Raw genomic sequence first — 24373 nt, 5'->3', positions numbered from 1 at the left:
TGAGCAGGCCCCGTGAATGCTTGTGTTTCCTGGCATTTATTGCCGAAATTCAACCCTGTGCAGGAAATGCGGCAAGGGGTTGAAGTTGCTTTCCCGGGGGTACAGCCTAGTGTGCATGGAACCGGGACGGTTTCCCGAGGAGCGGATATGGCCACGAAACTTCTGCTATGTGATTGCGCCGGTACTCAGGCGCTGGACCCGGACGTGATTGAGAGCGCTTGCAGTATCAGGTGTTCCAGAGTGCATACCGCGCTTTGTGCATCCGAACTGGAAACAGCCGCCAAGCTGATGCAGGAAGGCGAAACAGTCATTGCCTGCCTGCAAGAGCAGGAAGTTTTTCGGTCACTGGCCGAAGACCTGAATATCGACGCGCCCGGGTTTGTCGATCTGCGCGATCGGGCCGGGTGGTCCGACCAAGGTGCGGATGCGACCCCCAAGATGGCCGCATTGGCGGCCGAGGCCGTTCTGGCGCAACCGGTAACACCCAGTGTGGATGTCTTCAGTGAAGGCACTTGTTTCATCATCGGGCCCGGTGCGGTGGCCTTTGATCTGGCTGAGCGTCTGGCGGATTCGTTGGCAGTGACCGTTATGACGACTGATCTCACGGAACCTCTCTCGCGGGACTATGACGTGGTGCGGGGGCGGTTGCGTTCGGTTTCCGGTGCGCTCGGTGGGTTTTCGCTGCGTCTGGACGCGCTTCAGCAGGTCGTGCCCGGTGGGCGCGGCGCGTTTGCATGGACCGATCCAAAGGACGGCGCGCATTCCGCGTGCGACATTGTCATTGACCTGGCAGGAGAAACGCCTTTCGTACAGGCCCCGGTCAAGCGCGAAGGCTATCTGCGGGCTGATCCCAGGGATGCGGTTGCGGTGGAAAGGCTGGCTTTTGAAGCCGCGCAATTGGTGGGAACATTCGAAAAGCCACTTTATGTGCGGGTGGAAGAAACCCAGTGTGCCCATTCCCGGGCCGGGCAGGTGGGCTGTTCCAACTGTCTGGATATCTGCCCAACCGGAGCGATTTCCCCGGCGGGCGAGCATGTCGCGATTGACCCGATGGTATGTGCAGGCTGTGGTGCATGCGCCGCGCTGTGCCCTTCGACGGCCATAACCTATGAAGACCCACCTGTTTCGGCGCTGTTGTCGCGGATGCATATTCTGGCTCGCACCTATCGACGGGCCGGCGGCACCGCGCCTCGGCTGCTTGTCCATGACGCCCACGGGGCCGAGATGATTAGGTTGGCCGCGCGTTTCGGGCGTGGATTGCCTTCGGACGTCATCCCTTTGGAACTGAACGTGATATCCGGCTTTGGCCATGCCGAGATGCTGGCGGCTCTGGCGCATGGGTTTGCACGGGTGGATGTTCTTTTGGCACCGTCGACCGAACGCGAAGCGCTGAACCGGGAACTTGAATTGGCACATGCCATTGCAGGCCCAGAGGGCACCGGCCTGATTGATGAGGCTGACCCCGATGCGATGTCCGATCTGCTGTACGGGCAAGCGGTGCCCCGGCCTTTGTCCGATCCGGTTCTGCCTATGGGCAATCGCCGGCAAATTGCACGGCTGTCAGCGCAGGCGCTGAACCCGCAGGCCGACGCGCCTTTGCCATTGCCCGAGAATGCGCCTTACGGGGCGGTTGCAGTGAATACCGACAGCTGCACCCTGTGCCTCAGCTGCGTGTCGCTATGCCCATCCGGTGCCTTGATCGACAACCCGGACAAGCCGCAACTGAACTTCCAGCAAGACGCCTGTCTGCAATGCGGGATGTGCAAGACCATTTGCCCCGAGGATGCGATCACGCTTGTTCCACAACTTGATCTCAGCGACGCGGCCCTGTCACAGCAGGTTCTGAACGAAGAAGAACCTTTTGCCTGCGTGGAATGCGGGGCGCTGTTCGGCGTGAAATCCACGGTCGAGCGGATCATGGAGAAGCTGTCGGGCACGCACCCGATGTTCGCGACTTCGGATCAGGCGCGGATGATCCAGATGTGTGACGATTGCCGGGTGAACGTGCAGTTCCAACAGCAAGACAATCCGTTCCAGTCAAAACCCAGGCCTCGGGTCGTCACGACCGAGGATTACTATTCAGACAGAAAGGATCACTGAAGCTTAAGGGGGGCGCCCAAATCTGCGGCGTCGATGCGCGATACGAACGCTAGAATCGCGTCAAGATCATCCAATGTCATCTCAACCGGGTGAATTGGGGAAGGGCGTTCGGGATCAAAAGGGGGCGTCAGCCCGTCGATCTGCGTGAATGCAGGGTGGGGGTTCAGGGCGAAAAACGCCTCGAACCGCCGCGACCAGTCAGGCATTGCGCGCAGAACGGCGAAAGAGGGCGTCGACCCCAGGCCATTCATACGGTTCCTTGGCCCGATGACATGACAGCGCCCGCAATGGGTCATCGACAATTCTTCGCCGAGTTGGTTGTCGCCTTCGACGATGTCACCGGACTCAACCTCGACAATATCAAAATTGGCAGAGTAGGGCCCTCCGTCTGTCGGGGCAAAGCTTTCCACCGTGCGCTTGCCGATGTCCGACTTCAGCCATTCCAGAAAACGGGCCTGGCGGTCACTGTCTTCGATACGCAGGTGATAGATCACCTCGCCGCGGGCAAAGACCGGATCACCGGGCGGCGCGGTTTCCAGCACCATAACCCCGGCGTCGTCTGCAATAACACGGATCCCGGTCTTGAGAGAGAAGCGAGGAAGGATATGTTGCAACAGGCCAGAGTCTTTAACCTCGGCCGGGGCCGCAAGGCCAATCGCCTCTTGTGACCAAGAGGGGGTGGCAGAGAGCGTCAGGCTCAGGCACAAGAGGACAAAGCGCATGGCTCAACGTAACTTCGCGGGGCGGGATGCGTCAAATGAACAGACAAAGACGGAGACACGTGCAATGAGCGGCGAGTCGATATGCGCGCCCCTGTCAGCAGGGCACATCAAGGGGAACAAGCATGAGTGTTCGTGACGCGGTTCTGGCGAACCTGAAAAAGATCACCGACCCGGTATCCGGGCAGGACATCGTAAGCGCGGGCATCGTGCGCGCCCTGAATGTAGATGGCGACACGGTACGCTTCGTGCTTGAGATCGACCCGAAGCACGCGGAAAAGATGGAACCCGTCCGCGCCACGGCTGAAAAGGCCGCTCAGATGGTGGAGGGCGTTGCAAATGTTTCGGCCTTGATGACCGCGCATTCCGATAAGGCCCCGCCGGAACTGAAACCGAAACCCAAGCCATCGCAAACCGGGCCGCAGGCGGTGCCGGGTGTGGATCGGATCATTGCCGTTGCGTCCGGCAAGGGTGGGGTAGGCAAATCAACCGTTTCGGCCAACCTTGCCTGCGCATTGGCTGCGGAAGGGCGACGTGTGGGTCTGCTGGACGCCGATGTCTACGGGCCGTCGCAGCCCCGGATGCTGGGTGTCTCGGGCCGCCCGGCCAGCCCTGACGGCAAGACGATCCTGCCGCTGCGCAACCACGGCGTCACCATGATGTCGATGGGTTTGATGACCAATGAAGGTCAGGCGGTTGTCTGGCGTGGGCCGATGCTGATGGGTGCGCTGCAACAAATGATGAGCCAGGTGCAATGGGGCGCGTTGGATGTTCTGATCGTCGATCTGCCACCCGGTACAGGCGACGTGCAACTGACGCTGAGCCAGAAGTTCCAGGTGGACGGAGCCATTGTCGTCTCGACGCCGCAGGACGTGGCCCTGATCGATGCCCGCAAGGGGATCGACATGTTCAATCAGCTCAAGACACCCATCATCGGGATGATCGAAAACATGTCCACGCATATCTGTTCGAACTGCGGGCATGAAGAACACGTTTTCGGTCATGGAGGTGTCAAGTCCGAGGCAGAGGCGCTGGGCGTGCCGCTGCTGGGCGAAATCCCCTTGCATCTGGACATCCGGGTCGCCGCTGACGGAGGCGCGCCCATCGTGGTCAGCAAACCTGACAGCCCGCAGGCCGAGGCATTCCGCAAGATCGCCCGCGACATGATTGCCAAAGGCAACGCATGAGCCTGCCGGTTTTCCCACCCTTGCTGACGGGCCACCCGGTTCAGGGTGGGGAAGACCCGTTCGAGCGCGCGCTGGCAATGGCTGCGCTGGGCTGTGATGCGGGGACGGTGGTTTACAATATTCAGGCGGATTTCCTGCGGGTGGCAATTGTTTTTGCCCCCGAGGTGCCATTGCAGGATGCAGTGGTGATGTTGCCACTCTGCGCTGTGGGATTCCAGAACGCGCTGGGCGCTTTGGCCCCACCAGAAGTTGCGGTGCATCTGGGTTGGGATGGCTTGATTTGCGTGAACGGGGCGCGGTGCGGCCGGCTCCGCGCGGCTGCGTCAACATCAATGCCCGAGGAAGAGCCGGACTGGCTGGTCGTCGGTTGGGAGCTGACGCTGTTGCAAACCAGTGATGCGCCGGGTGAAACCCCAGATATCACCGCGCTGTACGATGAAGGCTGTGCCGAGGTTTCTGCAACGCAGTTGGTGGAAAGCTGGTCACGACACATGTTGACCTGGCTCAACCGTTGGCAGGAGGATGGCAACGCGTCCTTGCACGCCGAATGGATGGGCCTGCTGCGCGGCGTGGGCGAACCGCTGATCGATGGTGGCGTATTCCTTGGAACGGATGAACGTTTCGGGATGCTGATCCGCGACGGGGTCGATACGCATCTGCGCCCCCTGACCGACTTGTTGGAGAACCGAGAATGAAACTGGCCCGAGCGATCCATTTCGACGAAAGCGACATGAACGTGTTTCATTCCCCGGCGCGCACCGGTGAGTGGTGCGTTTCGGGCGGGTTCGAGTTTTCGAACTGGGGTCAGGGTGATCTTGAAGGCAAGGCGCGACAGGCCTTTGCGAACGGTTGGCTGGGATTGGAAACCTTTGGCCGGGTAACTTTTGTGGCCGTGACGCAGATCGAAGCCGCAGAGAAAAACCAGATCACGCGTGATCTGGCCGAACATTTTGTGCAGTTCTATGGCGCACCTTCGGTCGAGGCCGCATTGGGCGTTGCGCAAGCTGAAATCGACCACATGTCAGAGTTGTGCGAAGACCATCCGGCCAACACGCTGTTGACCGTCGCAAGGGAACTGACAGAGACAGGCGTGCACGAAGCCTTTCGCGTGATCACTCCGCAGGACGCGGAACTGGAAGCGTTGGCCGTTCACGGGTCGCTGGACGATTAGATCAGGTCGACAAACCCGCCGAACTGCCCGCGTTTGAAGATCAGCCCTTTGCCGGTGCGATACATGACCTGTTCCACCTGACCCACGATGATCAGATGATCCCCAGCGTCATGACGGGCATGAAGGCGGCAATCGAACCGGGCCAGACACTGGGCCAGATGTGGACGCCCGGCCTCATCCTCGGTCCAGTCCGCATGTGAGAAATCCGCCCCATCGCGTGCAAACCGCAACGCCTGATCCTGCTGATCCTGCGCCATGACGTGGATCGAATAGAGATCACAGGTACTGAACGTATCAAATCGGAATGATTCCTTGGCCAGACACCAGAGGACCAGTGGCGGATCCAATGAGACTGAGGCAAATGAATTCACCGTAATGGCACGCGGGCCATTGTCGGATTGCGCGGTAATCACCGTGACACCGGTGCCAAAGCATCCCAGCGCTTCCCGAAAGGCGGGGCTTTGATCCGGGGTCGGTCTGAAGGTCTTTTCGGTCATTGCGCGCTTAATCCTTGGCCGCGCATCAGGTGCCATGCGTGGCCCGGATTGTCCATGAAAAGCTGACTGCCGAGTGCAATTTGTGCCGTCAGTTCATATCTTCCAGCAAACGACCATGTTTGCGGGTTTCCATAATCACCTCGCCAAAAGTCGTGAGGCCGCGTGCTTGCAGGATCGGCAGCATCTTGATCAATGCCTCGGCCGTGGCAACCGCGTCGCCCAGTGCGGTATGGCGCAACGTTTCGGGGATCGTGATTTCCAGCCGTTCACACAAGGCGTCCAGTGTGTGCGTATCGCTTGCCCCGAACAGCACCGCAGACAGCAAAACCGTGTCGAGTATCGGATGATCCCACTCGACACCCATCCGTTTGGCATGGCGGCGTAGGAACGCCATGTCGAACGGGGCATTGTGCGCCACGATCACCGCGTCGCGCGAAAACTGATGGAATACGCGTCCGGCTTCGGCGATATCGGGCGCCCCCTGAACCATACGATCGCTGATCTTGTGTACTTTGGTCGAGGCCGGGGGAATCGGAATGCCGGGATCAACCAGCATGTCCAGATGCTCACCCTGAACGATTTTACCATTCAGAACGCGCACTGCGCCGATCTGCACGATCTCATCCTTGTGAGGTAGCAAACCGGTTGTTTCCGTGTCGAAAACCACGAAACATAGATCCGATAGGGGGCGGTTCTCGAACGCATCATCCCCCGGTGTATTGAGAAGTTCGAAATCATAGACCAGCGGGCGGGCATCGTCCGGTGACATATGTGTCGCGCTGTCTTCGAAGACAAGCATATATCCGGGTGCATCGCCCAAGGGTTTCATCCGGGCGGAATAAGTCTGCCGACCGTCCACGCTGGACAGGGTGCAATAGACGTCCTTTCCGGTTTTGCACATCTTGGCATATGCGTCTGTCAGGCCGGTGGCTTCGAGATATTCGAAAAGAGATGCGTTCAGACGAGGATGCGCGATCTGGGCGAGAACCTCGGCGGCCTGACCGTCGTACAGAACGATCTGATGTTTCGGACTAGCCAGCAGCATGGCCACCGGGATTTCCGTCAGCAGCGCGGTCAGGCGCTGTTTTTCGGCGGCCAGATGCGCGGTTTCGGCGGCCACGGCCTCGGCCGTGCGCATGGCGTTCGAGGCCAGTTGTTCCGCCAATCCCGCCGCTGCCGGGGCAAGATCACCCAGATACCGCGCGGCCTGCATGTCCAGGTCGGTGCTTACACCGGCATGAGCACGGGCACGCAACTGGGCGGAAAGCCGTTCGATCGGTTTGGCGACGTTGTCGTCAAACAGCAGCCAAACACCTGCAACCAGTGCCAGCAATCCAAATCCGATCAGGATTTCAGCAAAGACGAAATCATTCAAAAGATCAGGATTTCCCGCGCGGGAATAGGTGATCCAGAGAGCGGTGGCACTTATCGCAACCCCTCCAAAAGCAAGGAGGCAGAAGAACAGAAAAATCCTGAGCCTCAAACTCAATCCGGTCAGCATGATCACACCCCGCAAGTGGCTGCGATGACGGGGTCATTGGCTCCGGCTGCAATCCAGTCAGCGTTCACCAGACGCCCGTCCTCGGCAAATTCGGCACCATCCGCCAGGTTGGCGCGGCGGTTTTCTGCACAGTTCACGGCCACCGGCAGTTTCGAAACCGGAGCCCAGCGGCCAAAGAAGTAAAGATCGACAAGCCGTTGTTCCGGAACGTTTTCATTTGTCCGCACAGATACGGTGTCGATTGCCGCAAAGCGATCAACGAATGGCACCGCGTAGGTCCAGGGACGATAAAATGCGCGGCTTTCGACTTCTTGCACGATTGTCATCTCTTCGGGCAGTTGGTCGCGCGTGCGGTCATACCAGGAGTATTCACTGGTGATGGTCATTCCGATCATTCCAAGACCGGCCGCAACCGGAGTGGTCCATTTCGGCAAACGTCCTCCGGTCAGCTTGTTCAACAGAAGAACGATGCCTGCAAATGCGATACCCGCAAAAACCGTGCCGATCAGTTCCAGAAACATGTGGTCTCTCCGTTCCTCAGACGCATGTCAGCCCAGCATTCCCTTGCCGTGGCCAACTGCCGATTGCATCGTTTTTACCACCACGAAAGCATCACGCAGATGACTTCGCTCAAAGTCCGACAATTCGGACGGTGGCAGGTAGTTGTCGGGCATCGCTCCGGATTTAACCAGCCGAACCTGATGTTCCAGCCGGGTTTCTGCGATCAGATCATAGGCATCCAGCAGGTCACGCGCACCAGAGGGGCTGAGCACACCGCTGGACTCGGCTGCTTTCAGGCGGGCGCGGGTGTTGGCCTCGGTCAGCTCGCCTTTCAGCGCGTAGATGCGCGCCAGATCGACGACGGGCACCACTCCGTTGTGTTTCAGATCCAGCGTGTTGCGATGCTCGCCCGAGCGGATCGTCGCGAAACCGCGCAGCAGGCCCAAAGGGGGCGTATGTTTGAGCGAGTTCGAAATCATGTGCGCGACGAAGATCGAGTTTGCCCTGGCCGCTGCCAGAGTGTCCGCTTGCAGATCGGCAAACAACTCAAACGCGCCGCCGATGGGGCGCAGGTCGAACATGACCGAGGCCAGCATTTGCGCCTCGGGGTTTGGCTTGGCAATCCAGCCTTTGAAATAGTCGCGCCAGACACGAACCGGCTGGCACCAGCGCGGATTTGTCGCCATCATGTCGCCGGGGCAGAAAAAATATCCGCAGACGTCCAGCCCGTCAGAGACGAATTTGGCCAGTTTGGTGAAATAGGACATATCGGCGTCGGTGACGCTGTCATCCAGCATCAGGCAATTGTCCTGATCGGATACGCCGGTCTGTTCTTGCCGCCCCTGTGAGCCGCAGGCAAGCCACAGATAGGGTACAGGGGGCGGCCCCAGTTCGGTTTCAGCCAGTTTCAGCAGGCGGCGGGTAACGGTGTCGGCAATATCGGTGATCAGCCGCGTGACAATCTCATGCCGGTTCCCACCAGCAACCAACTGAACCAGCAACTGCGGAATTTCCGCCGTCACCCGCGCCATTTCTTCAGCGCTGTCGGCCTTTGCGATCCGACCAACCAGCTCGGCCGAGTTGACGGCCTGATAATGGGTCAGATCGGTCTGTGTCACGATCCCGACCAGACGACCGCCTTCGGAAATCGGGATGTGGCCAATGCCGCGCTCCATCATGATGTGAAGAACATCCGAACCGACATCGCTGGGCGACAGGGTCACGGGGTTTGCGGTCATGATTTCGGAAACCCGTGTGGTTGCGGGCAATCCGTCGGCGACAAATTTGCCCGAAATGTCCCGCAGGGTGGCGATGCCCTGCAACTTTTCTCCATCGGTCACGCAAAGCGACGAGATATGTTTGTCGCGCATGATTCGTGCCGCTTCCTGAACCGACGTGTCCGCAGGGCAGGTGGCGGGATTGCGTGCCATCAGAACGTCAATCGAACTGGTCGCAAGGCTTTGGGGGCCGCTGCGATCACCTCGGGTTCGGTTGAAGAATTTGGCGACGACGTCGTGGTTGTCGATCAAACTCCGCACCAAATCCGGTGGCAGCACCACCAGGACCGATGGTGTATGCGCGCGGGCTTTGGTGGCGGCCTTGCCGTCTCTCAGCAAGCCGCGCTCACCAAAGGAATTGCGCAACCCCAGATGAGAAACGACTGCACCGTTCTCGTCGGTGATCTCAACCTGTCCTTCATAGATCACGAACACACCGGGCAGGGTATGGCCGAGTTCATAGACTGACGCGTTTTCCTCAACCTCCCAGACCTCGATCTGCTTGACGATCTGGTCCAGCGCGTCAGCGGGCAATGCGTCATAGGGATGAACGGATTTCAGAAACCGGGCAATTTCATCGTGGGACAGGGGCATCTGATGTCTCCGGTGTTCTGGTTAAAAAATCCCGCCCGGTGGTATGCCGGGCGGGAACAGTGGATCGAAAGACGCGGTCGAAGGCAAGTGCCGACAACCGCATCATACTCAGTGATCCTGAGCTGCGCCCGCACCACGGGGAATGCGTACGCTTTCGACCAGATCCTTGATCTCCTGCGGAGTTTCCTTGGTCATGCCTGCAACGATGTAGGCCGTCGCAAAGTTGACCATGGCACCAATCGCGCCGAACGAGGTCGACTTGATCGGACCCAGCAGGGGGTCTGCATCGGTGAACGAGTTGGTGCCCGGAATGAACAGCCAGCCCTTGTGCAGGAAGATGTAGACCAGGGTGACGGTCAGACCAGCCAGCATGCCTGCGACCGCGCCGGTGTTGTTGATGCGGGTCGAGAAGATCCCCATCATCAGCGCCGGGAAGATCGAAGCCGCCGCCAGACCGAAGGCCAGCGCCACTGTCTGCGCCGCAAAGCCCGGTGGGTTCAGACCCAGATAGGTTGCGACAACGATGGCAACAGCCATTGCGATCCGAGCCGACAGAAGCTCGCCTTTTTCCGAGATCTGCGGGTTGATCGCACCTTTGATCAGGTCATGCGACACAGCCGACGAGATTGCCAGCAGCAGACCCGCAGCGGTGGACAGGGCAGCCGCAAGACCACCAGCCGCGACCAGACCGATCACCCAACCCGGCAGGTTGGCAATCTCGGGGTTGGCCAGAACCAGGATGTCGCGGTTGAACTTGGTCAGCTCGTTACCGACCCAGCCTTTTTCTTCGGCAAGTGCCTGCATGTCGGCATTCTTGTCGTTGTAGTACTGGATCTTGCCGTCGCCGTTCTTGTCTTCCCAATCCAGCAGACCGGTTTTCTGCCACGTGGCCATCCAGTCATAGCGGGCGTCATTGTCGATTTGTTCAACAGACACAGCTCCGCCTTCGATGCCACCATTGGGCCACATCATGTCACTGATGTTCAGACGCGCCATGGCACCAACCGCAGGGGCAGTCAGATACAGCAGAGCGATGAAGACCAGCGCCCAGCCAGCAGACCAACGTGCGTCAGCCACTTTGGGAACGGTGAAGAAGCGCATGATGACGTGCGGCAGACCCGCCGTACCGATCATCAGCGACAAGGTGAACAGCACCATGTTCAGTGTGTTCGAGTGGTGGGCCGTGTATTCATTGAAGCCCAGCTCGGTCACGATGGCGTCCAGCTTGGTCAGCAGGGGTTCACCGCTGGCGGTGTCACCAAACAGACCCAGCGCCGGAACCGGCGTGCCGGTCAGCTGCAACGAGATGAAGATCGCCGGAATGGTGTAGGCGGTGATCAGCACGCAGTACTGAGCAACCTGGGTGTAGGTCACGCCTTTCATTCCGCCAAACACCGCGTAGGCAAACACAACCGCTGCACCGATCAACAGGCCCGAGGTGTTTGACACTTCGAGGAAGCGGCCAAAGGCCACGCCGACGCCGGTCATCTGACCGATCACGTATGTCACCGAGGCAACGATCAAACAGATCACCGCAACGATACGCGCGGTCTGGCTGTAGAAGCGGTCGCCGATGAACTCGGACACGGTGTACTTGCCGAATTTGCGCAGATAGGGCGCAAGCAGCAGAGCCAGCAGCACGTAACCACCGGTCCAGCCCATCAGGAACGAGCTGTTGTCGTAGCCGGTGAAGGCAATCAGACCCGCCATCGAGATGAACGAAGCCGCAGACATCCAGTCTGCCGCCGTTGCCATACCGTTGGTGACAGGATGGATGCCGCGACCCGCAGCATAAAATTCAGATGTGGACCCCGCCCGGGCCCAGATCGCGATGCCGATGTACAGCGCGAAGGATGCGCCGACAAACAGCAGGTTGATGGTAAACTGATCCATGGGGTTTACTCCTCAACACCGTATTCGGCGTCTAGCTTGTTCATGCGCCAGGCGTAGTTGAAGATCAGCACCAGAAAGACCAAAATCGATCCCTGTTGTGCGAACCAAAAGCCCAGATCGGTTCCGCCGACGGCGATCCCCGACAGCATCGGACGCAGCAGAATGCCGAATCCAAACGACACCAGCGCCCAAATCGCGAGGCTGATGTAGATGAGGCGCAGGTTGGCCTGCCAATAGCCCTTGTCGGACTCGGCAGTCTGCGCGGAGTTTGTTGAATGATCCGCCATCGCGGGTTCCTCCTTCGCTTCCTCGTTGGACGGCCCGATGCCTACATCCTCCAGTGCGTCGGGCCGCTTCTCACTTGCGCCAGACGCCACGTGACGTCAGGCAAAACTCCACCAGTCCGCCAAGGCGGTCTTTTGAAGTATTCTGTTTGGGATCAGAGCCTTGCGGCTCTTATCCACCCCCTAATTCATTGCTTCGCCAACGATCCCTTCAAGTTCATTGGCAATGTCTTCGATCCTGCCCATGGCGTTTGCACGCTTCAGCACGCCCTGACCGTCATAGTAGGCGATCAGTGGTGCTGTCTGCGCGTGGTACGCTGCAAGGCGCGAGGCCACCGTTTCGGCATTGTCATCCGCGCGGCGCTTGAATTCGGTATGACCGCATTTGTCGCATTTGCCTTCTTCGGCAGGCTTCTTGAACTGGTCGTGGTACCCTTCGCCACAGCCGGCGCAGGTGTAGCGGCCCGAAATACGGGTCACCATTTCTGCGTCTTCCACCTCGAGGCTGATCGCGGCGTTGATCTTCTGGCCGTTGGAGGCCAGCAGGCTGTCCAGCGCTTCGGCCTGAACCGTCGTGCGCGGGAAACCGTCCAGAATGACGCCCTTGGCGCAATCCGGCTGTGCCATGCGGTCGCGCAGGATGGCGATGACGATCTCGTCGCTGACCAGATCGCCGGCTTCCATTACGGCCTTTGCCGCTTTGCCGGCTTCGGTTCCGGCCGCGACGGCTTCGCGCAGCAGGTCACCGGTGCTGAGTTGAACAAGTCCGAATTTCTCTTCCAGCATCCGGGCCTGTGTACCTTTCCCGGCACCCGGAGGGCCGAGAAGGATGACAACGGCGGGCGTGGTGATCGTGGCAGCGTCCATCACATCCTCACTTGTTCGCACGGTTTTCGATCAGGTCTTCGACCACCGACGGATCGGCCAGTGTCGAAGTGTCGCCCAACGATCCGAAATCGTTCTCGGCGATCTTGCGCAGGATACGGCGCATGATCTTGCCCGAGCGCGTCTTCGGCAGGCCGGGTGCCCACTGGATCACATCCGGAGACGCAATCGGGCCGATCTCGGTGCGGACCCATGTGCGCAGCTCTTTCATCAGCTCGTCCGAGGGCTCGCGATCATTCATCAAGGTGACGTAGCAATAGATGCCTTGCCCTTTGATTTCATGAGGGTATCCAACCACGGCAGCCTCGGCCACAGCAGCATGCGCAACCAGCGCGCTTTCCACCTCGGCCGTGCCCATGCGGTGACCGGACACGTTGATCACGTCATCTACACGACCGGTGATCCAATAGTCACCATCTTCGTCGCGGCGGCAGCCGTCACCCGTGAAGTAATAGCCTTTGTAATCCGAAAAATAGGTTTTCTCGAACCGCTCATGATCGCCCCAGACGGTGCGCATCTGGCCGGGCCAGCTGTCTTTGATACACAGAACGCCCTCGACACCGTTGCCTTCGATTTCGACACCGGATTGCGGGTCCAGAACCACCGGTTCGATGCCAAAAAATGGCTTCATTGCCGATCCGGGCTTCATCGCATGTGCGCCGGGCAGCGGCGTCATCAGGTGACCGCCGGTTTCGGTCTGCCACCAGGTGTCGACGATGGGGCATTTGCCTTTGCCGACAACGTCGTTGTACCAGGTCCAGGCCTCGGGGTTGATGGGCTCGCCCACGGTGCCCAGGATGCGCAGGCTGGACAGGTCGCAATTTTCGACGAACTCGTTGCCCTGACCCATCAGCGCGCGGATTGCGGTGGGGGCGGTGTAGAACTGGTTCACCTTGTGCTTTTCGCAGACCTGCCAGAAACGCGAGGCATCGGGATAGGTCGGCACGCCTTCGAACATCAGCGTGGTCGCGCCATTGGCCAGCGGCCCATATACGATATAGCTGTGGCCAGTCACCCAACCCACGTCCGCAGTACACCAGTACACGTCACCTTCGTGATAATCGAATGTGATCTCGTGTGTCATCGCAGCATAAACCAGATAGCCGCCGGTCGTGTGCACAACGCCCTTGGGCTGACCGGTCGAACCCGACGTGTAAAGAATGAACAACGGATCTTCGGCGCTCATCTCGGCAGGGGCGCAGTAGTCGTCCGCCTCAAGCGCCATTTCGTTGTAGTCATAGTCGCGACCGTCGATCCAGGTGGTCTGACCGCCAGTGCGCTTGACCACAAGGCATTTCACCGTGTCCTTGCAGTGCAGCAGGGCGGCGTCTGCGTTGGACTTCAGCGGCGTTTTGCGACCACCGCGCGGGGCCTCATCTGCCGTAATCACGACCTTTGCGTCGCACCCATTGATCCGTGCGGCCAGAGCGTCGGGCGAGAAGCCCGCGAAAACGATCGAGTGAATTGCGCCGATCCGCGCACAGGCCAGCATGGCATAAGCGGCTTCGGGGATCATCGGCAGATAGATGACGACGCGATCGCCCTTGCGTACACCCAGGGATTCCAGAATGTTGGCCATCCGGCAGGTGCGCCGGTGCAATTCTGCGTAAGAGATATGCTGGGCCGGGTCATTCGGATCATCCGGTTCCCAGATGATCGCGGTCTGGTCGCCGCGGGTTTTCAGATGACGATCCAGGCAGTTGGCCGATACATTCAACGTGCCATCGGCATACCAGTTGATCTTGACCGAGCCAAATTCGTAACTGACGTCCTTGACCTGAGTGAAGGGCTTGATCCAGTCGATGCGCTTGCCTTGCTCGCCCCAGAACGTGTCGGGGTCGCTGATTGAGGCTGCGTACATGTCGGCATACTTTGCGGCATCGACATGCGCACGAGCGACGGTTTCTGCGGATGGCGGATAAGTCTTGGCATCTGCCTGGGCAGCGGTGGTCATCTTTGAGGCTCCTCCCTCTGGACTGGATTGCATGTGGATTTTTTGCCTGTCATTCAGGCAATGTCGATCCTGTTCCTCCCCAAGTTTGAATATTACCGCGTTCTGAAAATAAATAAATAAATTGGTGTAATCCTTGGATTTCTTTGTAAAGAAATTTTTGCAATGTGGATAGATTTGTAAAAAACTTGGAAAGAAGATCGTCAAAATATAGTGAAAACAAAAGCTTGAATGTAATGAGAATTGTGGGTGCTGCCTGTCAATTGCGTTTGCAAGGACGGCTGAGCTCAGCGCTTCTGTCGTTTTAGGTCATTTTGGGTCTACTTCCCAAAAATTACGCAAATCCCGGACAGGGTTGGCACGATCGAATGTTGGCGCTAGCTTGATCGACAAGCGCCTCGGTAGGGGGCGCACCTATGGGAGACGAAACTATGAAAAAGATGTTGAGCGGTGCCGCAATCGCCGCCCTTGGCGTTGCTTTTGTGACCGAAGCCGCCGCAACGGAATGGAACGCATCCGTCTGGGGCAAGCGCCGCGCCTTTACGGAACATGTAGAAAAACTGGCCGAACTGGTCAGCGAGAAAACCGGTGGCGAATTCACCATCAATGTCAGCTATGGCGGGTTGTCCAAACCCAAGGAAAACCTGGACGGGATCGAAATCGGCGCCTTCGAGATGGCTCAGTTCTGTGCCGGCTACCACCGCGACAAGAACCGGGCGATCACCGTATTGGAATTGCCGTTTCTGGGTGTGAACAACTTGCAGGAAGAAGTTGCGGTCAGCCATGCGGTATACGACCATCCGGCAGTCAAGGAAGAGATGGCACAATGGAATGCCCGCATCATCATGACCTCGCCAATGCCGCAGTATAACCTTGTCGGCACCGGCGAGCCGCGGGATGAACTTGCTGAATTTGACGGAATGCGGGTCCGGGCGACCGGTGGCCTTGGTCAGGCCTTCGAGGCGGTCGGAGGAGTGCCCACATCGGTTCCAGCGACAGAAGCCTTCAATGCGATGGAATCGGGCGTCGTCGACACCGTGGCCTTTGCCCAGCACGCGCACCTGTCATTCGGGACGATCAACGAAGCGGACTGGTGGACCGCGAACCTGAATCCGGGAACGGTGAACTGCCCGGTTGTGGTCAACATCGATGCCTACGAGGCGCTGCCAGCCGAACATCGTGAGGCTCTGGACAGCTCGATCGATGAAGCGATCGACCATTACCTGGCGAATTATGGCGGCCTGCTCGAACAATGGGACAGCGTCCTGGAAGAAAAGGGTGTCCAGAAGGTCATGATCGACGACGCGGTAATTGAAGAGTTCCGCACGAAGGCCGCTGATCCGATCCGTGAAAAATGGATTGCGGACATGACCGCACAGGGTCTGCCGGCGCAGGACCTTTACGATCTTGTCCAGACGACGCTGAAGCAACAGCGCGGCGGCAACTGATCCACAAGGCCGGGTGCTTTCAGGGCGCCCGGCAACAAACAACAAGGAATCACCGGGATGGCAGGACAAGCCACGGTTCTGGTAGACGGCAGCCGTCTGAGCCAGTTGGATCAGCGTTTGCTCGTGCTCGAACGGTTTCTGGCGCTGATCAGCGGATTGGCGGTTTTTTCACTGATGGTGTTGGCCGTCGTGTCGGTCAGTGGTCGGAATGCGCTGAATGCTCCTTTGCCGGGCTATGTTGACTGGATCGAACAGGCGATGCCTCTCATCGCTTTTCTGGGCATTTCATATGTTCAGCGCGATGGGGGGCATATCCGGATGGATATCGTCATTTCCCGCTTGCACGGACGGGCGTTGTGGCTGTTTGAACTGCTCTCGGTGGTTCTGATTCTGATCCTGATGCTGGCTCTGGTTTGGGGCAGCTGGTCTCATTTCGACCGGTCGTTTGATTTCGGCGCCCCAATGTGGAGCCGGGACAGTTCGATCGACATCGGCATTCCCTTATGGCCGGCCAAGCTTCTGGCACCCGTTGCATTTTCCGTTCTCTGCCTGCGCCTTGCGCTGCAAGTCTGGGGGTATGGCCGGGCGTTCTGGCTGGGGCTGGACGCTCCGGCGGCCGTTCCGTTGATACAGGATGCAGCGGCGCTGGCAGCGGCCGAGGCCGAACAGTTCGAAGGGCAGGACTGATACATGGACACGATTGAGATTGGCCTCTGGGTCACAGGCGGCCTTCTGGTTCTTGTCGTGGCGGGTATGCGGGTTGCCTTCGCAGCCGGTTTGGCGGGGCTTGTCGGACTGGTTTGGATTTTCTGGGCCAAGTTCGGTTACGATCCGGAACGGTTTGGCAAGGCGCTGACAGTGGCGGTCAAGACCGCGGGGCAGGTGCCACATTCCAAGGTCGCGTCCCACACTCTCAGCCTGATTCCGACCTTCATCCTGATCGGGTACCTAGCATATTACGCGGGGCTTACCCGCGCTTTGTTCGAGGCCGCAAAACGCTGGGTCGCATGGGTGCCCGGAGGTTTGGCGGTGTCGACCGTTTTCGCCACGGCCGGCTTCGCTGCGGTGTCCGGTGCTTCGGTCGCGACGTCCGCCGTCTTTGCCCGTATCGCGATTCCCGAAATGCTGAAGGTGGGCTACAACAAACGCTTCGCAGCCGGTGTGGTTGCCGCAGGCGGGACGCTGGCATCCCTGATCCCGCCTTCGGCCATTCTGGTGATCTACGCGATCATCGTCGAGCAGGATGTCGGGAAGCTGCTGTTGGCGGGTTTTATTCCGGGCGCGTTTTCCGCAATCGTATACGGCCTTCTGATCGTCGGGATCGCCGTGATCTTCAAATCCGTTGGCCCGCCGGTCACGGGGTTTACCTGGAAACAGCGCGTTGCGGCACTTCCCGGTGCCTTCCCGATTGTCGCCGTCATCCTGATCATCATCTGCTTTGTCTACAATCCGTTTGGTGAAAAGGCGTGGGGCACTCCGACGGAAGGCGGTGCCATTGGTGCCTTCATCGTGTTCTGTTTTGCCTTGTTCCACGGAATGCGCTGGGCCGAGCTCAAATCCGCGCTGTTGGAAACCGCCAAACTGACGGCGATGATCTTTTCGATCATCTGGGGCGTTCTGATCTATGTGCGCTTTCTTGGTTTTGCAGACCTGCCGGGTGCTTTCTCGGATTGGATCACGGGGCTCGAGATGTCGCCGATGATGATCCTGATCTGCATTCTGCTGGCATACGCGGTGTTGGGCATGTTCATGGATGCAATTGGAATGCTGCTTTTGACCTTGCCCGTGGTCTATCCGGCGGTGATGGCCTTGAATGGTGGTGAAACCGTCAGTGCCGCCGACAGCGCGTTTGGAATGTCCGGTCCGATGTGTGCGATCTGGTTTGGTATTCTGGTTGTCAAAATGGCCGAGTTTTGCCTGATTACACCACCTATCGGGCTGAATTGCTTTGTCGTTGCCGGTGTACGCCCGGACCTGAGTGTTCAAGATGTGTTCAAAGGCGTCACGCCCTTTTTCATCGCTGACGCCCTGACCATCGCTGCGCTCGTTGCTTTCCCGGGTATTGTCCTCTACCTGCCATCGCTTGCGGGATAGCTAAGAAGCGAGGCTCTGCCTCGCGCTCCGGGATATTTGTGGCCAGATGAAGTTCTGACCCCTTGCTTCATCTGGCTGAAAATATCCCGGGGGAGGCGCGCGCAGCGCGGCGGGGGCAGCGCCCCCAAGATTGCGTGCTATCCGGCTCGCATTAACATTCCGAACAGATCGCGCGGATCGTCCGGGTCGGCCAACATGTCCAGAGGTTCAAAGAAGGTTGTACCTTCAATCGCCTGTTTCACATAGCGCAGGGCCGAGAAATCCTCGATGGCAAAGCCTACACTGTCGAACAAAGTGATCTGCCGCTCATCGGTGCGCCCCTTGGCCGCGCCAGTGATGACCTGCCACATCTCAGTCACAGGGTGATCTGAATCCAGCGCCTGAATTTCGCCTTCGATCCGGGTTTGTTCAGGGTACTCGACGAAGATGTCCGAACGTAACAGGATGTCGCGATGCAACTCGGTCTTGCCGGGGCAATCGCCTCCGATGGCGTTGATGTGCACACCGGGCCCGACCATGTTGTCGGTCAGGATCGTTGCGTATTTCTTGTCTGCCGTGCAGGTGGTGATGATCTGGGCACCTTCGATGGCGTCTTCCGGCGTTTTGCAAGGGATGACTGTCAGGCCCTTGCCCTGCAAGTTCGCAGCGCATTTCGACGTGGCATTCGGATCGATGTCGTAAAGCCGAACGGTGTCGATCCCGCACATTGCCTTGAAGGCGAGGCACTGGAATTCGGACTGTGCGCCATTGCCGATCATGGCCATTGTCCTGGCATTTTTAGGGGCCAGATAGCGCCCGACCAATGCCGAAGTCGCCGCCGTGCGCAGCGCGGTCAGCATAGTCATTTCGGTCAACAGCGTCGGATATCCGGTGTAGACATCCGCCAGCAGGCCGAATGCAGTAACGGTTTGCAGCCCCTCGGAGGTGTTCTTGGGATGACCGTTTACGTATTTGAACCCATATGCCTCACCATCCGAAGTTGGCATCAGCTCAATCACGCCATGAGGAGAATGCGCTGGAATGCGCGGCGTCTTGTCGAAGCTCTCCCATCGTTTGAAATCGGCCTCGATCTGAGCGGCAATCTGCGTGATCATCTGTTCGACGCCAATGTGGTGAACCAGTCGCATCATGTTGTCGACGGAAACGAATGGTACCAGGGCCTTGTCTGAAGGTTGCATGGTGCTCTCCTATCGGCGGGCAAGGTGAACGCCTGCAATCATGCAGCGCACGGACCCACCGGCGGTTTCAATTGTTGGAACGGACAGCGGCAACGGTGTTGCACTGTTCTGGATTGTTGCGATTTGGTCTGGTGTGAGGGCGGCGAGTGACCTGCTGGACAGGGCCAGCACCAACCCGTCCCGCCCGGTCAGTTCAATGGCGTTACCTGCGAACTCGGCGATTTGGTCGTGCGTCAGGTCAATGACCGTTCGACCGGATTCCTCCAGCCGGTTGCGAACGGTCACGCGGCGAGCCGGGTCCGATATCATATCGAGGCAGATCAAGGCGTAATGCGTGCCGATACCCATCAATACGTTGGTGTGATAAACGTCCCGGCCCTTGGCATCGCGGGCCTCAAAGGCGATTGGCTCATAGTTGAAATGTGTACAGAACCGTTCCAACAGGACCGGATCGGCGCGATTGGACGTCACCGTGTAAGCGATGCGGGCCACGTGATCCAAAACCATCGCGCCGGTCCCTTCCAGAGCCAGGTTATCTTGTTCCAACCCGGAATAGTCGATGACATCCTGCACGCGGTATTCCTGTTTGAGCAGTTCGATTACATCGGTCCTGCGTTCGCGTCTGCGCGATGGCACGAACATCGGGTAGATCGCCACATGGCCGCCGGGATGCGTTGAGAACCAGTTGTTGGGAAAAACGCTGTCAGGTGTGTTGAGGTCGCCGAAATCGTCAAACACATGAACAGTGACACCGGCGTCGCGCAATTGCTGTACCGCCCGATCATGTTCATCCCTGGCCGCGTCCGATGTCGCCTCGGCAGATACGGTGCTCAGCGTTTGAAAGGCGTTGTCATCACGTGTTTCCGGGTTGGATGCAAAAGCGTGTGGCCGGATCATGACAACGGCGGATGGCGCTTGAAGTGACAGCATCAGAAACTCCGGGTTGGGCGATCGAAGATACGGCGACCCATCAGAGAGGCAGCCAGATCGACCATCAGTTTTGCGGTTCGGCCCCGGTCATCCAGAAACGGGTTCAGTTCGACCAGGTCCAGCGAGCAGACAAGCCCGCTTTCGTGCAGCAGCTCCATGGCCAAATGGGCTTCACGCTCGGTCGCACCACCGGGCACGGTCGTGCCGACTGCGGGTGCCACTGCCGGGTCGAGGAAATCGACATCCAACGACACATGTAGCAAAGCGTTTTCTGCCCTGACGCGATCCAGAAAGGCCAACAGGGGGGCCTTGATGCCATTTTCATCGATGCTGCGCATATCCGCCAGCATGGCGCGGTCGTGTTCCAGCGCCGCCCGTTCCGCCGGGTCGACAGAGCGCAACCCGATCATGCCGACGCGATCCGTCGGTATGACGGCGGGCAAAGGGGGAAAGTCCTCGAATCCGGGCCTGCCGGTGAAATACGCCACCGGCGTGCCGTGCAGATTGCCGCTGCCGGTACTGTCCGGAGTGTGAAAGTCGCTGTGGGCGTCAAGCCATAGTACGAACAGGGGGCGATCGATCCGAGCAGCATGGGCGGCCATCCCGGCCACCGTCCCCATGGACAGGGCGTGATCACCCCCCATGAAAATGGGAATTCCCTGACCTGCCGCGTCTTGCGCAACCTTGCTGAGAGCGCGCGTCCACCCCACACATTCGGGCAGGGCGAACAGGTGCGGGTGTTGGGGAATGTCGACGATCTCGGCCTGCACGTCGCCCCAATCGTGAACGGTGTGACCAAGATCAGACAGCGCTTGATCCAACCCTGCCACGCGATACGCATCAGGGCCCATCCGGCATCCCTGACGACGTTTCCCGGCGTCCATCGGGGCGCCAACCAGTATGATATCCTTGAGTTCCATGTGTTCATTTAGGCCGTCGGACTGTCTTGCGTGAAGTCGGCAAATTGCTCAAAATGGTCTCGGAAAATCCTTTATGAGAAGATGCCATGGACGAATTGGACAATCGGCTGCTCAATGCGTTGCAACGGGATGCACGGGCAAGCCTGTCAGAGCTGTCGGAAACACTGGGCGTGACGCGCACCACGGTGCGCAGCAGGTTGCAGCGGCTGAAACAGTCCGGTGAAATCGTTGGCTTCACCGTCCTGACGCGTCGCGATCTGGCGCAAAGCCCGGTGCGCGGGTTGATGATGCTCGAGATTGAAGGGCGTGGTACGGAACGCGTGATGGCCCGGATCGGAGCCATGCGTCAGGTGACGGCGGTTCATTCGACAAATGGCAGTTGGGATCTGATCGCCGAGATCAGCACCGAAACCCTGGCTGAACTGGATGAAGTTCTGTTTCAGATACGAAAAATCGACGGCGTGACGCGTTCGGAAACGAACCTTCTGCTGTCAACACGCAAGGGGCGGCTCTAGCGCTTTGAGATAAATACAAAATGTGCCAGTGTTGGTCTACAAGTGAAGTCTTGATGACCGACGGGCGGGTGAGCCGGGCGTGGTATCTGTGATCGGAAACTGGCGGGGACGTGCAGCATGACCAATGCGGAAAGTGACGGTGAACCTCTGGCCGTGCACTGGGTTGAAAAGCTCACGGCAATGTTGGAAAAACCCTGGTTGCGGATTGCGATACCGGTTCTTGTGACCGGGATCGCACTGACGGTTTTGCATGATTTGTCGGCGCATGTGAAATGGTCGGATGTCCAGACCGATGTCGCGATGACGTCGTGGAAACTTATGCTTTTCGCCTTGCTCTGGACTGCGTTCAGTTTTCTTTCTCTGTCGCTCTATGATGTGTTTGCCGTGCAGAGTGTGGCAGGCGGCAAAGTGCCTTTGCCTGTAGCCGGATTGGCAGGGGCCAGCGGCTATGCCGTATCGAACTGCCTGGGGTTTTCCTACATCACCGGGACGGCGATCCGATATCGGATATATGCGTCTCTGGGATTGGATCTGGGGCGGGTGGCCGGGGTCATCGCAACGTCCTGGGTCGCGTTCTGGATGGGGCTTGTTCTGGTTCTGGGTGTGTTGCTGACCGTGCATCCGGACGGAATCTCCAAAGTGATGCCTGTCAGCGAAACGGTGGAAACCGCCATCGGATTGTGCCTTTTGGGGGCATTGGTCGCGATGTTCATATGGTTGTCCAGCGGGGGCAGGCGATTGGCCGTCGCAGGTATCGGGTTTGACTTGCCGGGTGGCAAACTGGCCAGCCTTCTGACACTGGCCGCCATCGGAGATCTGGTTGGCGCGTCCATGGCGCTCTATGTCCTGATGCCGGACGATCTGGGCGTCGGCTATCCCTATTTCTTCACGATCTACATCGCCGCCATCGCCGTTGGCATCCTCAGCCACGCACCGGGCGGGCTTGGGGTATTCGAAGCCACGTTGATCGCGGGGCTTGGGGCGTCGGGGCGTTCGGATGTGATCGCAGCCTTGTTGCTGTATCGGGTCGTTTACACCTTCTTGCCCTTCGGTATCGCCAGCGTGTCCATAGCGGTCGCGTCGGCACTGACGCAGAGGCACAGGATCGGCGGGGCCGCGACATGGGTCTATCGGGTCATCCGCCCTATCGTTCCCATGGTGGCAGCCGGGGTTGCGGCAGTGGCCGGAGTGATCCTGCTGGTGTCCGGAGCGTTGCCAGCGGGCACGCAGAACCTTGGCGTTCTGAGAGAGGTTTTGCCGCTGTCGTTCGTCGAGGCATCGCACCTTGCCGGCAGTGCTGTCGGAGTGCTGCTTTTGCTGGTGTCTCGCGGTTTGTTTCGAAAGCTCTACCGCGCATGGGTGGTGGCAATGCTGTTGATGGTGGCCGGGTTCTTTGCCTCGCTGGCAAAGGGGCTGGACACTCACGAAGCGCTGTCGATGCTGGGCACGATTGGCCTTCTGGCCATGTTCCGTGGGGCGTTTTACCGGGTCAGTGGCGCGTCGATCTTCAGGCTGAATATTCCCTGGTTGGTCAGTGTCGTGGCGCTGCTGGCGGTGATATTCTGGATCGGACTGTTCGCCTATTCCCATGTCGAGTACCAGAACGCCCTGTGGTGGGAATTTGCCTGGAACGGAGATGCTTCGCGCTTTTTGCGCTCCAGCCTCATCGTGGCGGTGATCGTGGGCATCGTGGCCGTGAACTCTCTGTTCGGGCGAGAGATTCCGACACCTGTGCGCACGGAAATCCCCGGAGTGGTCGAAAGGCTGGTGATGGAGAGCGAAGATACCGAATCCCAAATCTCGCTTACCGGTGACAAACAGTTCCTGATTTCACCGGATGAGACCGCATTCATTGCGTATGCAGACACGGGCAACGCTCTGATCTCGAAGGGAGAGCCGGTTGGCGATGAAGCCGCGGGGCAGCAATTGATCTGGCAGCTCAGGGAAATGGCGGACCGAGAAGGCAAGCTGTGTGCCTTCTACAGTGTTTCAACCAAATACCTGCCGACATTTCTGGATCTGGGCCTGTCGATCCTGAAGATCGGCGAGGTCGCACGGGTGCCGCTCAAGGATTTCTCGCTGGATGGAAAGTCGCGCAAGCGGTTCCGGCAGGCCAGGAACCGGGCCGAGCGGGAGGGCTTTGTATTCGAAATCATTCCGAAAGAAGACCTGGCCTCGGTTTTGCCGGAATTGCGTGCTATTTCCGATCATTGGCTGGCACAAAAGGCGGGTGCTGAAAAGGGCTTTGCACTTGGGGGATTTGACGATCAGTACCTGTCCTATTTTGATCATGCGGTTCTGCGTGACGGTAAAACAGGCAAGATCATGGCCTTCGCCAACCTGTTTCAGGGCGGCAACAAATCCGAGCTGTCACTGGATTTGATGCGCTATGAACCTGACAGCCCAAGCTTTGTCATGGACGCGCTGTTTGCAGAGATGATGAACTGGGGATCACAGCAGGGGTTCCATTGGTTCTCGCTGGGTGCGGCGCCGTTCTCAGGCATCGAAAACCGTCAACTTGCCTCGCTTTGGAACCGCATCGGCGGCTTTGTCTATGAGCATGGCGAGCAGTTCTATCATTTCGAAGGGCTGCGCGCCTTCAAACAGAAATTCGATCCGGAATGGAGCCCCAACTATCTGGCCAGCCCCGGCGGGCTGGCCGCGCCCCGCATCCTTTACGAGGTCAATATCCTGATCTCGGGCGGTCTGCGCGGGTTGACCAAGTAGC

21 protein-coding genes are annotated in these 24373 nt (G+C 58.8%); 9 read left to right on the top strand and 12 right to left on the bottom strand.

The annotated features are described in order from the left end of the window. Positions 1–147: 147 nt before the first annotated feature. On the top strand, positions 148–2100 hold the full coding sequence (locus AC2FFD_RS10355) for a 4Fe-4S binding protein (RefSeq protein ID WP_496873006.1): 1953 nt from the start codon (positions 148–150) through the stop codon (positions 2098–2100). Here AC2FFD_RS10355 and AC2FFD_RS10350 read toward each other — a convergent pair. Then, a complete protein-coding gene (locus AC2FFD_RS10350; RefSeq protein WP_496873005.1) occupies positions 2094–2822 on the bottom strand; it encodes a c-type cytochrome in 729 nt (242 codons plus the stop codon). The two genes, AC2FFD_RS10355 and AC2FFD_RS10350, sit on opposite strands and share 7 nt — an antisense overlap. A 122-nt stretch (positions 2823–2944) precedes the next feature. On the opposite strand from AC2FFD_RS10350, the gene AC2FFD_RS10345 reads away from it, so the two are divergent. Genes AC2FFD_RS10345 through AC2FFD_RS10335 form a run of 3 tightly spaced genes read left to right on the top strand, consistent with a single transcriptional unit; the run spans position 2945 to position 5177 of the window. Further along, entirely contained in the window at positions 2945–4006 is a 1062-nt protein-coding gene (locus AC2FFD_RS10345; RefSeq protein WP_170344655.1) for an Mrp/NBP35 family ATP-binding protein, read from the top strand. Next, the gene (locus AC2FFD_RS10340) at positions 4003–4701 is read left to right on the top strand and encodes a biotin/lipoate--protein ligase family protein (RefSeq protein ID WP_496873004.1); all 699 of its coding nucleotides are present in this window, start codon (positions 4003–4005) and stop codon (positions 4699–4701) included. The genes AC2FFD_RS10345 and AC2FFD_RS10340 overlap by 4 nt, the downstream gene beginning before the upstream one ends. Continuing rightward, the gene (locus AC2FFD_RS10335; RefSeq protein ID WP_496873003.1) at positions 4698–5177 is read left to right on the top strand and encodes a DUF6505 family protein; all 480 of its coding nucleotides are present in this window, start codon (positions 4698–4700) and stop codon (positions 5175–5177) included. Before AC2FFD_RS10340 ends, AC2FFD_RS10335 begins: the two co-directional genes overlap by 4 nt. Here AC2FFD_RS10335 and AC2FFD_RS10330 read toward each other — a convergent pair. The 8 genes from AC2FFD_RS10330 to acs form a co-directional block, all read right to left on the bottom strand. Beyond that, on the bottom strand, positions 5174–5674 hold the full coding sequence (locus AC2FFD_RS10330) for a flavin reductase family protein (RefSeq protein ID WP_171204599.1): 501 nt from the start codon (positions 5672–5674) through the stop codon (positions 5174–5176). The genes AC2FFD_RS10335 and AC2FFD_RS10330 overlap by 4 nt on opposite strands. A gap of 88 nt (positions 5675–5762) precedes the next feature. Continuing rightward, positions 5763–7175, bottom strand: coding sequence for a 3'-5' exonuclease (locus tag AC2FFD_RS10325; protein ID WP_496873002.1), 1413 nt, complete (start codon positions 7173–7175; stop codon positions 5763–5765). Positions 7176–7177: 2 nt separating this feature from the next. Continuing rightward, positions 7178–7696: a hypothetical protein gene (locus tag AC2FFD_RS10320; RefSeq protein WP_170344650.1), complete on the bottom strand. Its 519-nt coding sequence runs from the start codon at positions 7694–7696 to the stop codon at positions 7178–7180. A gap of 27 nt (positions 7697–7723) precedes the next feature. Further along, the gene (locus AC2FFD_RS10315) at positions 7724–9547 is read right to left on the bottom strand and encodes a DUF294 nucleotidyltransferase-like domain-containing protein (protein ID WP_496873001.1); all 1824 of its coding nucleotides are present in this window, start codon (positions 9545–9547) and stop codon (positions 7724–7726) included. A 108-nt stretch (positions 9548–9655) separates the two neighbouring features. Next, positions 9656–11440 (bottom strand): sodium:solute symporter family protein, encoded by a 1785-nt coding sequence (locus tag AC2FFD_RS10310; RefSeq protein WP_170344648.1) that lies wholly within the window; start codon positions 11438–11440, stop codon positions 9656–9658. Positions 11441–11445: 5 nt separating this feature from the next. Next, positions 11446–11727 carry a DUF4212 domain-containing protein gene (locus AC2FFD_RS10305; RefSeq protein ID WP_170344753.1) on the bottom strand — a complete coding sequence of 94 codons (282 nt, stop codon included), beginning with the start codon at positions 11725–11727 and terminating at the stop codon, positions 11446–11448. A 180-nt stretch (positions 11728–11907) separates the two neighbouring features. After that, positions 11908–12591 (bottom strand): adenylate kinase, encoded by a 684-nt coding sequence (locus AC2FFD_RS10300; RefSeq protein WP_170344647.1) that lies wholly within the window; start codon positions 12589–12591, stop codon positions 11908–11910. A gap of 7 nt (positions 12592–12598) precedes the next feature. Further along, positions 12599–14563 (bottom strand): acetate--CoA ligase, encoded by a 1965-nt coding sequence (acs, locus tag AC2FFD_RS10295; RefSeq protein ID WP_170344646.1) that lies wholly within the window; start codon positions 14561–14563, stop codon positions 12599–12601. A 428-nt stretch (positions 14564–14991) separates the two neighbouring features. On the opposite strand from acs, the gene AC2FFD_RS10290 reads away from it, so the two are divergent. Genes AC2FFD_RS10290 through AC2FFD_RS10280 form a run of 3 tightly spaced genes read left to right on the top strand, consistent with a single transcriptional unit; the run spans position 14992 to position 18102 of the window. After that, positions 14992–16008: a C4-dicarboxylate TRAP transporter substrate-binding protein gene (locus tag AC2FFD_RS10290; RefSeq protein WP_257600561.1), complete on the top strand. Its 1017-nt coding sequence runs from the start codon at positions 14992–14994 to the stop codon at positions 16006–16008. A gap of 57 nt (positions 16009–16065) precedes the next feature. Then, on the top strand, positions 16066–16695 hold the full coding sequence (locus AC2FFD_RS10285; RefSeq protein ID WP_170344644.1) for a TRAP transporter small permease: 630 nt from the start codon (positions 16066–16068) through the stop codon (positions 16693–16695). Between the two features lie 3 nt (positions 16696–16698). Then, on the top strand, positions 16699–18102 hold the full coding sequence (locus AC2FFD_RS10280) for a TRAP transporter large permease (protein ID WP_496873000.1): 1404 nt from the start codon (positions 16699–16701) through the stop codon (positions 18100–18102). 137 nt (positions 18103–18239) lie between these two features. Here the strand turns inward: AC2FFD_RS10280 and ocd are convergent, their stop codons facing one another. Genes ocd through rocF form a run of 3 tightly spaced genes read right to left on the bottom strand, consistent with a single transcriptional unit; the run spans position 18240 to position 21130 of the window. Then, on the bottom strand, positions 18240–19280 hold the full coding sequence (gene ocd, locus AC2FFD_RS10275; protein ID WP_257600565.1) for an ornithine cyclodeaminase: 1041 nt from the start codon (positions 19278–19280) through the stop codon (positions 18240–18242). Positions 19281–19289: 9 nt separating this feature from the next. Beyond that, on the bottom strand, positions 19290–20210 hold the full coding sequence (gene ctlX, locus AC2FFD_RS10270) for a citrulline utilization hydrolase CtlX (RefSeq protein ID WP_496872999.1): 921 nt from the start codon (positions 20208–20210) through the stop codon (positions 19290–19292). Beyond that, positions 20210–21130, bottom strand: a complete 921-nt coding sequence (rocF, locus tag AC2FFD_RS10265; protein ID WP_257600568.1) for an arginase — start codon at positions 21128–21130, stop codon at positions 20210–20212. Before rocF ends, ctlX begins: the two co-directional genes overlap by 1 nt. Positions 21131–21216: 86 nt before the next feature. On the opposite strand from rocF, the gene AC2FFD_RS10260 reads away from it, so the two are divergent. Continuing rightward, on the top strand, positions 21217–21645 hold the full coding sequence (locus AC2FFD_RS10260; RefSeq protein ID WP_170344639.1) for an Lrp/AsnC family transcriptional regulator: 429 nt from the start codon (positions 21217–21219) through the stop codon (positions 21643–21645). A gap of 117 nt (positions 21646–21762) precedes the next feature. Beyond that, complete coding sequence (gene mprF, locus AC2FFD_RS10255; RefSeq protein ID WP_496872998.1) at positions 21763–24372, top strand: bifunctional lysylphosphatidylglycerol flippase/synthetase MprF; 2610 nt, start codon at positions 21763–21765, stop codon at positions 24370–24372. Position 24373 lies beyond the last annotated feature (1 nt).

The sequence above is a fragment of the Ruegeria sp. YTSC002 genome (genome assembly GCF_059609845.1).
The sequence above is the reverse complement of the archived record's forward strand: the minus strand, read 5'-3'. Positions and strand labels throughout refer to the sequence as shown.

Coding starts and splice junctions, on each gene's coding strand:
- AC2FFD_RS10285 (WP_170344644.1), top strand. CDS start 16,066: ATGGCAGGACAAGCCACGGTTCTGGTAGACGGCAGCCGTCTGAGCCAG.
- AC2FFD_RS10290 (WP_257600561.1), top strand. CDS start 14,992: ATGAAAAAGATGTTGAGCGGTGCCGCAATCGCCGCCCTTGGCGTTGCT.
- ocd (WP_257600565.1), bottom strand. CDS start 19,280: ATGCAACCTTCAGACAAGGCCCTGGTACCATTCGTTTCCGTCGACAAC.
- AC2FFD_RS10305 (WP_170344753.1), bottom strand. CDS start 11,727: ATGGCGGATCATTCAACAAACTCCGCGCAGACTGCCGAGTCCGACAAG.
- AC2FFD_RS10260 (WP_170344639.1), top strand. CDS start 21,217: ATGGACGAATTGGACAATCGGCTGCTCAATGCGTTGCAACGGGATGCA.
- AC2FFD_RS10325 (WP_496873002.1), bottom strand. CDS start 7,175: ATGCTGACCGGATTGAGTTTGAGGCTCAGGATTTTTCTGTTCTTCTGC.
- AC2FFD_RS10300 (WP_170344647.1), bottom strand. CDS start 12,591: ATGGACGCTGCCACGATCACCACGCCCGCCGTTGTCATCCTTCTCGGC.
- AC2FFD_RS10335 (WP_496873003.1), top strand. CDS start 4,698: ATGAAACTGGCCCGAGCGATCCATTTCGACGAAAGCGACATGAACGTG.
- AC2FFD_RS10355 (WP_496873006.1), top strand. CDS start 148: ATGGCCACGAAACTTCTGCTATGTGATTGCGCCGGTACTCAGGCGCTG.
- AC2FFD_RS10345 (WP_170344655.1), top strand. CDS start 2,945: ATGAGTGTTCGTGACGCGGTTCTGGCGAACCTGAAAAAGATCACCGAC.
- ctlX (WP_496872999.1), bottom strand. CDS start 20,210: ATGCTGTCACTTCAAGCGCCATCCGCCGTTGTCATGATCCGGCCACAC.
- AC2FFD_RS10280 (WP_496873000.1), top strand. CDS start 16,699: ATGGACACGATTGAGATTGGCCTCTGGGTCACAGGCGGCCTTCTGGTT.
- AC2FFD_RS10340 (WP_496873004.1), top strand. CDS start 4,003: ATGAGCCTGCCGGTTTTCCCACCCTTGCTGACGGGCCACCCGGTTCAG.
- AC2FFD_RS10310 (WP_170344648.1), bottom strand. CDS start 11,440: ATGGATCAGTTTACCATCAACCTGCTGTTTGTCGGCGCATCCTTCGCG.
- rocF (WP_257600568.1), bottom strand. CDS start 21,130: ATGGAACTCAAGGATATCATACTGGTTGGCGCCCCGATGGACGCCGGG.
- AC2FFD_RS10350 (WP_496873005.1), bottom strand. CDS start 2,822: ATGCGCTTTGTCCTCTTGTGCCTGAGCCTGACGCTCTCTGCCACCCCC.
- acs (WP_170344646.1), bottom strand. CDS start 14,563: ATGACCACCGCTGCCCAGGCAGATGCCAAGACTTATCCGCCATCCGCA.
- mprF (WP_496872998.1), top strand. CDS start 21,763: ATGACCAATGCGGAAAGTGACGGTGAACCTCTGGCCGTGCACTGGGTT.
- AC2FFD_RS10315 (WP_496873001.1), bottom strand. CDS start 9,547: ATGCCCCTGTCCCACGATGAAATTGCCCGGTTTCTGAAATCCGTTCAT.
- AC2FFD_RS10330 (WP_171204599.1), bottom strand. CDS start 5,674: ATGACCGAAAAGACCTTCAGACCGACCCCGGATCAAAGCCCCGCCTTT.
- AC2FFD_RS10320 (WP_170344650.1), bottom strand. CDS start 7,696: ATGTTTCTGGAACTGATCGGCACGGTTTTTGCGGGTATCGCATTTGCA.